The sequence below is a fragment of the Pararhizobium sp. IMCC21322 genome (genome assembly GCF_030758295.1).
Classification (GTDB): Bacteria; Pseudomonadota; Alphaproteobacteria; order Rhizobiales.
This window is the reverse complement of sequence record NZ_CP132335.1, coordinates 2370278-2382135: the sequence shown is the minus strand read 5'-3', so window position 1 is coordinate 2382135 and position 11858 is coordinate 2370278. Positions and strand designations below refer to the sequence as shown.

Annotated in this window: 17 protein-coding genes; 4 read left to right on the top strand and 13 right to left on the bottom strand. The window is 55.0% G+C overall.

What is annotated here, in order from left to right:
* Positions 1-2: 2 nt before the first annotated feature.
* A complete protein-coding gene (locus RAL91_RS11440) occupies positions 3-299 on the top strand; it encodes a lipocalin family protein (RefSeq protein WP_306262898.1) in 297 nt (98 codons plus the stop codon).
* Between the two features lie 222 nt (positions 300-521).
* Here the strand turns inward: RAL91_RS11440 and RAL91_RS11435 are convergent, their stop codons facing one another.
* Both RAL91_RS11435 and RAL91_RS11430 read right to left on the bottom strand, forming a co-directional pair.
* A complete protein-coding gene (locus RAL91_RS11435) occupies positions 522-884 on the bottom strand; it encodes a hypothetical protein (RefSeq protein ID WP_306262358.1) in 363 nt (120 codons plus the stop codon).
* A gap of 35 nt (positions 885-919) precedes the next feature.
* Positions 920-1555, bottom strand: coding sequence for a sulfotransferase family protein (locus RAL91_RS11430; RefSeq protein ID WP_306262356.1), 636 nt, complete (start codon positions 1553-1555; stop codon positions 920-922).
* Positions 1556-1580: 25 nt separating this feature from the next.
* Between RAL91_RS11430 and RAL91_RS11425 the strand changes: the two genes are divergently transcribed.
* Entirely contained in the window at positions 1581-2591 is a 1011-nt protein-coding gene (locus tag RAL91_RS11425; RefSeq protein ID WP_306262354.1) for a LysR family transcriptional regulator, read from the top strand.
* Between the two features lie 205 nt (positions 2592-2796).
* Here RAL91_RS11425 and RAL91_RS11420 read toward each other — a convergent pair whose 3' ends face one another.
* Positions 2797-3153, bottom strand: coding sequence for an alpha/beta fold hydrolase (locus tag RAL91_RS11420; protein ID WP_306262352.1), 357 nt, complete (start codon positions 3151-3153; stop codon positions 2797-2799).
* A gap of 81 nt (positions 3154-3234) precedes the next feature.
* On the opposite strand from RAL91_RS11420, the gene RAL91_RS11415 reads away from it, so the two are divergent.
* Positions 3235-3900, top strand: a complete 666-nt coding sequence (locus RAL91_RS11415) for an FAD-binding oxidoreductase (RefSeq protein WP_306262351.1) — start codon at positions 3235-3237, stop codon at positions 3898-3900.
* Positions 3901-3999: 99 nt separating this feature from the next.
* Here RAL91_RS11415 and RAL91_RS11410 read toward each other — a convergent pair whose 3' ends face one another.
* Positions 4000-4923 carry a LysR family transcriptional regulator gene (locus RAL91_RS11410; RefSeq protein ID WP_306262349.1) on the bottom strand — a complete coding sequence of 308 codons (924 nt, stop codon included), beginning with the start codon at positions 4921-4923 and terminating at the stop codon, positions 4000-4002.
* A gap of 92 nt (positions 4924-5015) precedes the next feature.
* Here RAL91_RS11410 and RAL91_RS11405 point away from each other — a divergent pair, with 92 nt between their 5' ends.
* Complete coding sequence (locus RAL91_RS11405) at positions 5016-5459, top strand: cytochrome c (RefSeq protein WP_306262347.1); 444 nt, start codon at positions 5016-5018, stop codon at positions 5457-5459.
* A gap of 89 nt (positions 5460-5548) precedes the next feature.
* On the opposite strand, the gene pcaD is transcribed toward RAL91_RS11405, so the two are convergent.
* The 9 genes from pcaD to RAL91_RS11360 form a co-directional block, all read right to left on the bottom strand.
* Positions 5549-6358 (bottom strand): 3-oxoadipate enol-lactonase, encoded by an 810-nt coding sequence (pcaD, locus tag RAL91_RS11400; RefSeq protein WP_306262345.1) that lies wholly within the window; start codon positions 6356-6358, stop codon positions 5549-5551.
* Between the two features lie 85 nt (positions 6359-6443).
* Positions 6444-7295, bottom strand: a complete 852-nt coding sequence (locus RAL91_RS11395) for a universal stress protein (RefSeq protein WP_306262343.1) — start codon at positions 7293-7295, stop codon at positions 6444-6446.
* A 38-nt stretch (positions 7296-7333) separates the two neighbouring features.
* Positions 7334-7654 carry a TraR/DksA family transcriptional regulator gene (locus RAL91_RS11390; RefSeq protein ID WP_371932508.1) on the bottom strand — a complete coding sequence of 107 codons (321 nt, stop codon included), beginning with the start codon at positions 7652-7654 and terminating at the stop codon, positions 7334-7336.
* 17 nt (positions 7655-7671) lie between these two features.
* Positions 7672-8082 (bottom strand): universal stress protein, encoded by a 411-nt coding sequence (locus RAL91_RS11385; RefSeq protein ID WP_306262341.1) that lies wholly within the window; start codon positions 8080-8082, stop codon positions 7672-7674.
* Between the two features lie 144 nt (positions 8083-8226).
* Positions 8227-8403: a hypothetical protein gene (locus RAL91_RS11380; RefSeq protein ID WP_306262339.1), complete on the bottom strand. Its 177-nt coding sequence runs from the start codon at positions 8401-8403 to the stop codon at positions 8227-8229.
* 38 nt (positions 8404-8441) lie between these two features.
* Positions 8442-9347 (bottom strand): MBL fold metallo-hydrolase, encoded by a 906-nt coding sequence (locus RAL91_RS11375; protein WP_306262337.1) that lies wholly within the window; start codon positions 9345-9347, stop codon positions 8442-8444.
* A gap of 97 nt (positions 9348-9444) precedes the next feature.
* Positions 9445-10128, bottom strand: a complete 684-nt coding sequence (locus RAL91_RS11370; protein ID WP_306262335.1) for an ABC transporter ATP-binding protein — start codon at positions 10126-10128, stop codon at positions 9445-9447.
* Positions 10118-10885 (bottom strand): ABC transporter ATP-binding protein, encoded by a 768-nt coding sequence (locus tag RAL91_RS11365; protein ID WP_306262333.1) that lies wholly within the window; start codon positions 10883-10885, stop codon positions 10118-10120. Before RAL91_RS11365 ends, RAL91_RS11370 begins: the two co-directional genes overlap by 11 nt.
* A complete protein-coding gene (locus RAL91_RS11360; protein ID WP_306262331.1) occupies positions 10878-11858 on the bottom strand; it encodes a branched-chain amino acid ABC transporter permease in 981 nt (326 codons plus the stop codon). Before RAL91_RS11360 ends, RAL91_RS11365 begins: the two co-directional genes overlap by 8 nt.

Below are 11858 nucleotides of genomic sequence, written 5' to 3'. Positions count from 1 at the left end.
GCATTGCATTTGAACAACGGCGAAAGCGTGGGCCAAGCCAAGCATGCGGAACGCCAGACTGTATTGACGCAGATGGTGCTGTCACACCACTTGGGCCAAAAGGCATCCGCGTGACACAGCTCACAACTGCTCAGGCCGCAGGCCGCGAGATGCCCAACGGCTGGCGATTGGAAGTTCTGGACGATGGTCTGAATATTGAGACGGAAGCGCTCATCGCAGATAGCTGGATGCAGACGTCAATTCCCTATTGGGAAGGGCCGATATGGTTTGAGGGCAGTCATGCGGGCGTGGGGTATTGAAAAGGAAACGGTTGGCAAAAGGTTTCTCTAGAAGAACAATGTCATGGCCGGTTTGGGCGGGAAGCGGAAGTTCGCTGCGCAGGGCACCGAGGTCTGCATTGCGGACGGAACGGACATTTGCCGCATTATCACGAATGCCCGCTTCGTAGTTGACGCGCTTGAGCGAAACAGATCGGGGCCACATGAGGCCCTCAGCAGATTTTTTAGGCCATCTGCATCTGATTAGTTTGTCGACTCGATGTCGCGGAAACCGAAAACTGGCGTTGAAACTACACCAGCTGCGATCATGCCGTTTGCCAATGCGGGATCAGCCACCCAAGCGCGGGCCCGTTCCATTGTGTCCCACTCGAACCAGACGGTGATCATGTTTTGATCGACGGGATTGTGCATAATGTAGGACGCCATCTCACCCACCGAACGACGGGTTGACAAGGCTTGATCGAAAACCTCCTTCCATCGGTCGAAGTCTTCGACCTCGTGGGTTACGACCATCCAAGTTTCTTGCGCCCAGACGGTTTGGGATGAAAGAAGGGTGATCGCAGCAGTCACACCGAAGGCCAAACAGCGAAATGGCATAGTAAACATGGAAATGCTCCTTTTGATAATTTTCGGATTGACTGTCAGGCGGCCGCCGGTTCGCCGCCGAACAAGTTCCAAAATTCAGACCGGGCATTGCTGCGCGGAAAGTCGGATTTTGGGATGTCAACGCCTAGAAAGCGGCAGAGTGGGCTCCAACCTTCAGCGGGATTGAAGACCAAAAGCCTGTCTGCCGGGATGACCTCACGAACCCTCGCGTTGTTCGCCCGGTAAGCAGCGATAGCAGCTTCACGATCAAGACCAGCGTCGCCCCCTTGCATCAGGATTTTGTCCATATTGTCGAACACGGCCTGGACGGGCGGCGGTAGTGCAATGACTTTGCGGTTTTGCCAGAAGCGGTTGATCGTGTGGTCATAGCTGGCCCACCAGTCGTCCTCGGGGCGCTCGGTATGAATGACCTTGGCTTCGGGGAAAGCGATGGAAAGCTCATGCCAATACACGGCACCGGGATTGTCCACTTGTGAGGTATAGCCCGCGAACACCTCGGCCCAGTCGACCTCTGTTCCTCGGGCGAGTTCGGCCCAATGCGCCGGTTGTTCCGGATTTTGCATCACTTCCACCATGTGGTGGCAAGGGCCAAAGCCCAATTCTTCAAGGGCTAGCTTTGTGGACATGGTGCCCGTACGACCAAATCCAGATCCTATAACTTTCAGTGACATTTACTGATCTCCTTTGCTTGTTTCGATGCGTTGCTTCTGGCAAAGGTTGTTGAACAAAATTCAGCAGAAACATAACGAAACGATTTCATGCATCATGAATGATATTCAGCTCGGTCGACTCGACCTAAATTTACTTGTTACTTTCGAAGCGCTTATGACTGAGGGTAGCGTTGCCAAAGCGGCCGAACGGCTCAACAAAACGCCGTCGGCGGTCAGTCACGCACTGGCCCGACTGCGCGAACAGGTGGGTGATCCACTCATGGTGAGAGTCGGTGGCAAGATGCAGCCATCGCCTTTCGCTGAAAGCTTGATTGAGGATGTTCGCCCGATCTTGCGGAGCATTCAACGCGTCGTTACACCACCCAAACCCTTTGATCCGGCGACCAGCACGCGTACGTTCCGCATCGCTGTTCCCGCGATAACGGCTCTCATTGCCGAAGTTTTTGCACGGATCAACGAAGAAGCACCCGGAGTATCGCTTGAGTGGGTGAACCTAGGACCGGATCTTTACTCAGCCGTCGCAGACGAGCAGATCGACCTTGCCTTGCTTGGTGCGGACAAAACGCTGCCCGAAGGCTTAATGGAGCAGAAAATGCCGACCTTGCAGCGCTACACCTACATGCGCCGTGGGCATCCGGCAGTGGAGAATTGGAATAAGCAAGCCTGGCTCGATTGGCCGCATGTCATGGTTGGGATGTCAAATGCGGCGCGCCAAACCGTCGAAGATCGGGTTGCTCGCGATGGCATGGAACGCCGCATTGGGGCGCATCTGCCCGAGTTTTCGGGCGTCGCACCATTGCTTGCGCGCACCAACATGCTGGGCACGACAGTTCAGCTCTTCATGGTCGAAGACTTGCAGACCTATGGGCTGCTTGCCAAACGCCCACCTGTCGATCTGCCAGACATCACTTTTCGCTTCTTCTGGAGCACACGCCTTTCACAGGACCCGGGCAGTAAATGGCTTCGATCCCTCGTGATTGCGGCCTACGAAATGATCCACGATAGAGCAGCTAATGCTGGCACTCAAACCGACTGACGTCTCTTCATTAAAGCTGATAATCGGACATTCGTTCCATGCGCAGCATCGGTCACTCTGGGCTCCTTGCAGCCTTTCGCTGCAGATGACACAAAGGTCTGCAATGGGCCGAAAGCGGGCCTAATAGGACGCTGTTCAGCCTTCAAAACTTGAGGGTTGAGCGGGCGCAACTATTATCCGGACGGTATGATATCCGATATACAACTTACCAATTCCCCATCCCCGGCCAAAGTTCGGCATCGTCAAAAAAAGCCTTGATCATATCCGCCAGCATTTCGGACTGCCCGATACATGGCAAATGCGCGGCATCCTTGATTACTTCGAAGCGTGACTCCGGGATCAGCTTGGCCAGTTCCGCCTCAACAGATGGCGGGGTTGCGCCGTCCTGGTCTCCGACGACGCACAGGGTCGGGATTTTTATGTTGGCACAGTCTTGGGTGAAATCCGCTTCGCGGGTGGTGGTGGTGGCGGTGTAGCCTGCATTCAGCTGGCGGCTGAGCATGGCTGTGTAGCCTGCATGGGTGGCCGGGTGGTTCAGTGGAATTCGTTTGAAAAACAGCATTCCATAATGCCGCCCTTGGGAACAATGGCCTTGCCCAATCGTTGCTTCTTTCAGCAACGATATAAAGGACGAGGACAGAGTATGAGTCATACCATTAAAATTACCGCCATCGAACGGGCGACCCACGACGTGCACCGGTATGTGTTGGAAAAGCCGGATGGTTATGAGTTCGTTCCGGGTCAGGCAACGGATGTTTCAATCGACAAGCCTGAGTGGCGGGATGAAAAACGGCCGTTTACCTTTACCTGTCTGCCCGGTTGGGATCGCTTGGAGTTCACCATCAAACACTACCCGGATCATGATGGCGTAACAGATGCGCTCAGCGATCTGGAGATCGGTGAGGCTTTGCTGATTGATGATCCGTGGGGAGCGATTGAATATAAGGGGCCTGGTACGTTCATCGCCGGCGGTGCCGGGGTTACACCGTTTATCGCTATTTTGCGCAGCTTGGAAGCTCAGGGCAAGCTGGCCGGGCATCGATTGATCTTTGCCAACAAGACCGAGGCCGATATTATCAACCGCAAGGAGTTTGAAGCCATGGCAGGGCTTGAACTTGTCTATGTGCTCAGTGATGAAAACAAAGATGGATTCGCGCATGGCTTTGTGGACAAAAACCTGTTGCAGCAACACATCAATGATTTTTCCCAAGAGATATATCTGTGCGGCCCTGAGCCCATGCAGGATGCAGTGAAAAACGCGCTGAAGGAACTGGGAGCAGACCCTGAATCCGTCACCTTCGAAAAATAGGGTTTTGGGCTGAACCGCCTCGGGTCCGCTTTTCAGGCAGAATCTGCGTGTGATCACACGTTGGCGCGAACCTATCGGCCTGCACACCCGGCCATCTGCTCAGACATGCTCAGGGGCGAGCAAATGGCTTTTTTCACGCAGCCTTTTGGAGACATGTTTGGTGAAGGCCGAAACCTTTGCGGAGCGGCGGACATCCGGGTGGACCAGAACCCACAGGGAGGTTTCCATTTCCCTGACCGCTGGCAGCAGTTTTTGAAGCCTGGCATTGTTATCGCCGATACAACAGGGCAGCACCCCGACGGCACCGCTTTGTATGCAGGCTCTGACGCTCGGAAACGTATCGGCTGTGAGCTTGATGGACGTGGCAGGAATGTTGCCATCCATCCAGGCCGCAACCGGTGAGCCGGAGATGGATTCGCCCGGGCCTATCCACGAGCGGGCTTTCAGATCGTCAAGCGTTGCTGCCGGTGGAAGCTCTGCCGCCAGTGAAACTGCGCCATAAACGGCGAAGGAAACGGCGGAGACGCGTTGCCCGACCAGATGCTCGGGCGGCTTTTTGGATGCCCGGATGGCGACATCGGCATCGCGTCTGGTCAGGCTCAGACGCTCATTCGTGACCGTGACATCCAACTGGATCAGAGGGTTGTTGCTGCTGAACTCCAGAAAAATGTCCGCCAGGATGTTTTCCAGAAACGTGTCGGTGGTGGTAACCGTCAACTGGCCTTCAAACCGGACATCCTGACCGGCGATGCCAAGATCGATGATGGCGATGCTTTCCTGAATTTCCCGCGCGGTCTTGAGGAGCGCCTCACATTGCAGCGTTGGCGTGTAGCCGGTTTGCAGCCTGTCAAACAGGCGGATGCCCCTGTCCTCTTCAAATCTGGATATACGCCGCAGGACGGTGCTGCCATTCACCCCAAGTTTTCTAGCCGCTGCAATCGCAGAGCCGGAATCCGCGACGGCGATGACATATCTGAAAATGTCCCAATCTTCATTCTGCATAATTGCAGAGAGTGAATGCATTCTTCGGTATTGTCGAGCTAAAATGCAGAGCGTAACCTTCCCGAAAGCCCTGAATCCGCCGATATGAACCCAGTTCTTTTGAGGAGATGATTATGAAATACAAAATTTTAACCGCAACCCTGCTGGCAGCCTTTGCAACCGGACCGGTGTTTGGCGCCGATGATCCCATTGCCGCGCGCAAAGCCATCATGCAAAATGTTGGTGCCGCAACCGGAGCCGGCGCGGGCATGGTCAAGGGCGAGACCGAATTCAATGCCGTGACTGCTGCATTGGTCCTGCGGACCATGAATGCCGCAGCGCTGGGCTTTGGTGAACTGTTTCCGGAGGGAAGCGAAAGCGGCGGCAAAACCACTGTAGCGCCGAGCATCTGGGATGATCGCGCAGGCTTCGACATGATTTTGGCCAAGTTTCAATCCGATACGGCAGCGGGAATTGCCGCAAAGCCGGCCGATCTTGATGCCTTCAAAGCAGCGTTTGGCGTGGCAACGACCAATTGCGCCGCCTGCCACAAGGATTATCGCGTCAAAAAAGAATAGCTCGGCCAACAACTCAGCCTGAACTGGTCCTGCCTACAAAGCGATGGTGATCGGGGCTGCTGGCCTGATCATATCAACTCGCTGGTTGCCTAACCGGCCTTTGGCCAAAGTCCGGCATCGTCAAAAAACGCCTTGATCATATCCGCCAACATTTCGGGTTGTTCGATACATGGCAAATGCCCGGCATCCTTGATCACCTCAAAGCGTGAATTCGGGATCAACTTTGCCAGTTCTGCCACCACGGCCGGCGGGGTGGCTCCGTCCTGGTCTCCGACGACGCACAGGGTCGGGACTTTTATATTGGCGCAATCGTCGGTGAAATCTGCGTCGCGGATGGCAGCGCTGCTGGCGGTGTAGCCTGCGTCCAGCTGGCGGCAGAGCATGGTCTTGTAACCGGTATAGGTGGCCGGGTGGTTCCTGGGGAATTCCTTTGAGAACCAGCGTTCCATAATACCGTCAGCAAGGGATTTGATGCCGCCTTTTTCGACCGCTGCTATGCGGCCATTCCACAGCTCGTCATTGCCAACTTTATGGGCTGTGTCGCACAGCACCATGGCGCGCACCAGATCGGGGCGCTTGGCGTAGAGGCCCTGTGCAATCAGGCCGCCAATGGACAGGCCGACAATGATGGCGTTTTTCTGGCCCAGTTCATCAAGCAGCGCTTCCAGATCGGCCACATGATCGTCCATCGTGTAGGGCGTCTTGCCCAGATCAGACAGGCCGTGTCCGCGTTTGTCATAGGTCAGGATGGCGCATTCGCCGACAAAGCGAACAATGACATCACGCCAGATACGGAAATCGGTGCCAAGAGAATTGGAAAATACCAACAGGGGCGAGCCTTCCGGCGCGCCGATGACCTGATAGTGGAGATTGACGCCATTGATGTTTGAAAACTGCATGCCTGCCTCATTAAAAATGTATGACCGCTTTGGTTCATCGGCCAAATCAATTCAGGGTCTGGACCCAATTATAGGCAGATGCAGTTCAGTGCGCCAGCAGCAGTGGTCTGTCAGCCTCTATCAACATTCTTGATGTGGTGCTGCCCAGAAACCAGTCCTGCAAGCGTGTGTGGCCATAGCCACCCATGACAATCAGCTCTGCATCCATATCGGTGGCATGGCGGACCAGCGTCTCAGCCACTGTGCGCCCCTCTGTTGCCACGGGCGTGACGGTAAGCGGTACGTTGTGCCGGGAAAGATAGGTTGCCAGATCCACGCCCGGTTCGTCGCCAAAGCGCTCGCTGGCGCTTTGCGGATCGGCCATGGCGATCTGCACATCATCGGCATTGGTCATGAGGTCCAGAGCGTGGCGCACGGCAATGGCCGACTGTGCCCCGCCATCCCAGGCCAGCATGATGCGTTTCAGATTGTGCAGCGGGCACGGCTTGCCATTCATCACCAGAACCGGACGGCCCGTATCGTATAACGCACCGCGCAAGGTCTGTTGCATCAGATAGCTGTCCGGGTCATAGGAACCGGTGAACAGACACAGGTCTGAAAAACGCACACGGCGACCGGTTTCACGCGCCACCGTGCCGCCCTGGCTGAATTGGTGTGACACATCAAAGGTCAGTGGATCGACTGGCAGATTGTTCGAAATCCAGATTTCCAACGCATCTGCCTTGGCCGCGATCTCCTCCTGCATGCGTGCAAATTCAGAGCCCCATATTTCGAAGGTTCCTCCCCCATAGCCCGATGACATGGGTGGCTGCGGTGTGAGGCCAATGACGATGACACTGAGATGAGCCTTCAGCGCACTGCATAAAGTGAGTGCCTCGCTGATTGTCTCATTGCCATCATCCACATTATGCAAGGCAATAATGGTTTTATAGGGCATGTGTCTCTCCTGTTATGGGGAGCCTCATCACATCCTGATCAGGCTGCCGCCGCGCATTTCTGGCAAAGTGCCGCCATTGGAATCGCCTCCAGACGTTGTTCGGCAATCGGTTCTTCACACTGCGCGCAAATGCCAAATGTGCCGCCCTCAATGCGCGACAAGGCGGCGTCAATGGCTTTCAATTCCAGCAGGCCGGATTGGCCCAGAGATTCCATGACCTCATCGCCTTCGCTTTCAACCGAACGCTCTTCAATATCGGGATCTTTCTTCTGATCCAGATCATGCTCAATGGTCTGGAGCCGGGCGTTGAGTTCATCACGCCTGGTCAGCAGGCGTGTTTTGTATATGGCAGTTTCCATGATTTCTTCCTGATTGCTTATCGGTCTACAAGTACTGGGCATTTGGCATGGCGCACAACGCGTGATGCTGTGGAGCCAAGAAAATAATCGGCAAGGCCCGGGCTGTGGGATGCAATGATGATCAGATCGACTCCCAACTGTTCTGACGCTGCCACAATGGCACTGGCAGGCGAGCCGCGGCGCACCTCAAGCTCGATGTTGCCGCTCAACCCAGAGATAATTTCCTCAAGGGCTTTTTGGGCATTACCGGACAGATCCTTGACGATTTCATCCGGCAATTCTGCAGCAACATAGCCCGGAATATCTTCCACAACATTCAAGACAGTAATTGTGCCGCCGGGCTGCAGCAGCTTCTCGGCAACGCCAAGAACTTCCTTGCCGTGACCGACATCACTCAGATCGATTGGAACCAGAATTTTACTGTACATGACAACCTCCTCAATTGGTAACATATACTTAGGCGTGGCAGCCAAACACGGCTTTGACCTGTATCAAATCCGGCGGTATGCCGGTGTGCAGGCTTAGGGTGCGGACCCTTTACGGGTGGTGAAATAGTCGGGATCGGTTTGTTTTCAGACCAGGAGCAAAGAAGCAGGAAGTCTGAAGACTTTCAAGTCTTTGCGACGCGGGCTGCGGGCAAACAGGCCCGATCCTTGATGGACAGAAAAATGGCTGCGATCTGCGGCGTCAAAGCGCTTGACCGGGCAGAAAGCCCGCTCTGCGCGCATTTCCTTGCATCTCTTTGCCATTTGTTCTGCTATTTCATCACCCATAATGGGTCCGCACCCTAAAGTCCGTTGATGGGAACTTTCAAAGTCGGGTTGCCATTTTCGTCTTTCGGCACATGACCTGCCCGCATATTGACCTGCAGTGACGGGATGATAAGTTTCGGCATGGCAAGGGTCGCATCACGCGCCTCCCGGACTTCGACAAATGTCTCCTCGTCAATGGTGTCATTGACGTGAATGTTATGCTCGCGCTCGGCGCCAACTGTTGTTTCCCATTTGATATCCCGGCCATTGGGACCGTAATCGTGGCAAATGAACAAACGCATTTCTTTTGGCAGGGAAAGGACGCGGCGGATGGAGTGAAACAGCTCCCGCGCATCGCCGCCCGGGAAATCCGCCCGTGCAGACCCGCCATCTGGCATGAACAGCGTATCGCCAACAAAGGCCGCGTTGCCAACAACAATGGTAATGCAGGCTGGTGTATGGCCGGGCGTGCTAAGAATGCGAGCCGTCATCTGGCCAATTTTGAGCGTGTCACCATCTTGAAACAACTGATCGAACTGCGATCCGTCGCGCTGAAACTCGGTGCCTTCATTGAAGACTTTCCCAAACGTGTCCTGCACGGCAATAATGCCAGCGCCAATTCCCAGTTTACCGCCCAGCTTCTGCTGCAGATAGGGCGCCCCGGACAGATGATCGGCATGAACGTGTGTTTCCAGTATCCACTCAGTCTTCAAGCCCTTGCTTTCGACATAAGCAATCAGTTCATCGGCGCTTTCGGAGGAAATGCGGCCAGCCGCATAGTCAATATCCATGACGCTGTCGATGATAGCGCAGGCCTTGCTGGACGGGTCCTCCACCACGTAGGAAATGGTATTGGTTGCTTCGTCGAAAAACCCTTTAACCAGGGGCTTCAATGCCATGTCCGGTGTGAAAGGAATGGTATGCTTTTGACCGTCGCTCATAAGTTCTGCCCTCCTGATGCTTGCATTTACTATGTAGGGTCATTTTATCACGGTTCCAAACCCTTCAGGACAATCTTTTGATCTTCCGCCTACATTTCTAGACGCCCAGAAAACGTTGCTGAAGGTCTGGCGTCAGCTTGTCGACAGGGCCGGTCCAGACCGATTGGCCTTTTTCCAGGATGGTGCAGCGCTGGGCAATATTCATCACTTCCCGAAGTGACTTATCCACCAGCAGAATGGCCTGTCCCTGCTCTTTGAGCGTCTTCAGCGCTGCCCATATCTGATCGCGGATGACCGGGGCCAGCCCTTCGGTGGCTTCATCCAGTATCAGCAGCTTTGGATTTGTCATCAACGCGCGGCCAATGGCGAGCATCTGCTGCTCTCCACCGGAAAGAGTGTTGGCCATTTGCGTGGACCGTTCTTCCAATATGGGAAAAAGCGCATGGACTTTTTGCAATGTCCAGGGGCCAGAGCGTCCAGTGGCCACAAGATTTTCTGCCACTGACAGATTAGGAAAACAGCGCCGCCCTTCCGGCACGAGACCAAGGCCCATCTGGGCGCATTTATGAGATGGCAACTGGCTGATATCAGACCCGCCAAAGGCAATATGTCCCGAACTCACCGGGTTCAGGCCGCAGATGGCGCGTATGCTGGTGGATTTTCCCATGCCATTGCGGCCCATCAGAGCGACGATCTCACCCTCTTCCACGCACAGATCGACCCCGAACAGCACTTGCGTTGCGCCATATTTGCTGGTGAGGTTTTTGACATCAAGCAGCATCCGTACTGCTCCCCAGATAGGCTTCCTGCACAGCCGCAGACTGGCGGATATCTTCAGGTGATCCGCTGGCAATGATTTTTCCATAGACCAGAACAGAGATTTCATCGGCCAGTCTGAAGACCGCATCCATATCATGCTCCACCAACAGAATCGGGATGGTGTGTTTCAAGTCCGCCAGAAACGCTGTCATCGCAGCTGTGCCTTCCGGGCCTAGACCCGCCATCGGCTCGTCCAGCACAAGAAGGCTCGGCTCCAGTGCCAACGCGCAAGCAAACTCCAGTTGCCGCCTTTCGCCGTGGGAAAGTTCCATGGCGCGGATATCGGCCCGGTCCTGAAGGCCGACTTTTTGCAGGGCGGCTTCGGCAGCAGAGCGCAAAGCCTGATCCTTCCAGACATTCCTGAAAAAACGAAAGCTGCCGCCCTTGCGCGCCTGAACCGCCAGCATGACATTGCGGCGTGCAGACCATTCCAGCAATAGGTTGGAAACCTGAAAACTGCGGCCAAGCCCCATATGAACCCGGCGCTCGGCGGACAAATGCGTCACATCCCGGTTTTTCAGAAATATCTGGCCCTCGTCGGGTGCGAGAAATCCGGATATCTGGCCAATCAGCGTGGATTTTCCAGCGCCATTGGGACCGATCAATGCGTGCAGCCTGCCGGGCAGGACTGACAAGGAGACATCATCGCTGGCTTGTACGGCACCAAAGCGCTTGGACAGATTTTTGATCTCAAGGATTGGCTTCGGGCTATCAGTCATGACGGGTTCTCCCGCCAATGAGGCCCATGATGCCGCCATTGGCAAACAGCACCGTTGCCAGAAGAATGAGGCCGAGGAAGAATTGCCAGCGGTCCGTCAGCCCACCAAGATAGGTTTCCAATAGCACAAATACGATTGCGCCGATGAGCGGTCCAACCAATCGTCCGACACCACCCAGAATGACGAAGATGATCAATTCGCCTGACATCTGCCAGCTGAGGCTGGTGGGGCTGATAAAGCCGTTCAACTCGCCAAACAACGCCCCCGCCAGAGCAACGATCATGGCTGACAAAACAAAGGCAGTGAGCTTAACGGGGAAAGGCGCAATGCCAATGCTGGAAAGGCGCAGCGCATTCATACGCGCGCCCTGGAGCGCCGCGCCGAAACGCGCATTTACAAAGCGCCAGCAGAGCAACAGCACCAACAGCAAAACGGCAAAACACAGCAGAAAAAACGAGAATGCCTTATCAGTCTGCACGCCCGGAAATTCATTGCGCAGATAGATCGACAGTCCATCCTCCCCGCCATAAGCGGGCCAGGAAATAGCGAAATAATATAGCATCTGGGCAAAGGCCAGCGTGATCATGATGAAGTAAACGCCAGAGGTGCGCAGGGAGATGAAGCCGATCAGCAAAGCCAGAAACCCTGCCAGCAAAAGCGCGATCAGCCAGATCAGCAGCATCTGATTGGTGCCAGCCAGTTCAAACGGAACAGTAGCAAACAGGCTCTCGTCGAAGGCATGAAACGCGGCAATGCCGGTTACGTAAGCACCCAGACCAAAAAAGGCTGCGTGGCCGAAGCTGACCATGCCGCCATAGCCAAGTGCAAAATTCAGCCCGATCCCGGCAAGGCCCAGAACTGTCATTCGGGTCAGCAGATTAATGATGTAGGTCTCGCCGGATATATGGGCGATGAAGGCGGCCACAGGCAGGCCTACCAGAACAACAAGACTGACCCAGGATTCACGTGACAT

Coding starts and splice junctions, on each gene's coding strand:
- RAL91_RS11395 (WP_306262343.1), bottom strand. CDS start 7,295: ATGCCCTATAAAACCATTATTGCCTTGCATAATGTGGATGATGGCAAT.
- RAL91_RS11385 (WP_306262341.1), bottom strand. CDS start 8,082: ATGTACAGTAAAATTCTGGTTCCAATCGATCTGAGTGATGTCGGTCAC.
- RAL91_RS11420 (WP_306262352.1), bottom strand. CDS start 3,153: ATGCTGTTTTTCAAACGAATTCCACTGAACCACCCGGCCACCCATGCA.
- RAL91_RS11405 (WP_306262347.1), top strand. CDS start 5,016: ATGAAATACAAAATTTTAACCGCAACCCTGCTGGCAGCCTTTGCAACC.
- RAL91_RS11360 (WP_306262331.1), bottom strand. CDS start 11,858: ATGTCACGTGAATCCTGGGTCAGTCTTGTTGTTCTGGTAGGCCTGCCT.
- RAL91_RS11365 (WP_306262333.1), bottom strand. CDS start 10,885: ATGACTGATAGCCCGAAGCCAATCCTTGAGATCAAAAATCTGTCCAAG.
- RAL91_RS11425 (WP_306262354.1), top strand. CDS start 1,581: ATGCGTTGCTTCTGGCAAAGGTTGTTGAACAAAATTCAGCAGAAACAT.
- pcaD (WP_306262345.1), bottom strand. CDS start 6,358: ATGCAGTTTTCAAACATCAATGGCGTCAATCTCCACTATCAGGTCATC.
- RAL91_RS11415 (WP_306262351.1), top strand. CDS start 3,235: ATGAGTCATACCATTAAAATTACCGCCATCGAACGGGCGACCCACGAC.
- RAL91_RS11430 (WP_306262356.1), bottom strand. CDS start 1,555: ATGTCACTGAAAGTTATAGGATCTGGATTTGGTCGTACGGGCACCATG.
- RAL91_RS11390 (WP_371932508.1), bottom strand. CDS start 7,654: ATGGAAACTGCCATATACAAAACACGCCTGCTGACCAGGCGTGATGAA.
- RAL91_RS11380 (WP_306262339.1), bottom strand. CDS start 8,403: ATGGCAAAGAGATGCAAGGAAATGCGCGCAGAGCGGGCTTTCTGCCCG.
- RAL91_RS11370 (WP_306262335.1), bottom strand. CDS start 10,128: ATGCTGCTTGATGTCAAAAACCTCACCAGCAAATATGGCGCAACGCAA.
- RAL91_RS11375 (WP_306262337.1), bottom strand. CDS start 9,347: ATGAGCGACGGTCAAAAGCATACCATTCCTTTCACACCGGACATGGCA.
- RAL91_RS11410 (WP_306262349.1), bottom strand. CDS start 4,923: ATGCATTCACTCTCTGCAATTATGCAGAATGAAGATTGGGACATTTTC.
- RAL91_RS11435 (WP_306262358.1), bottom strand. CDS start 884: ATGTTTACTATGCCATTTCGCTGTTTGGCCTTCGGTGTGACTGCTGCG.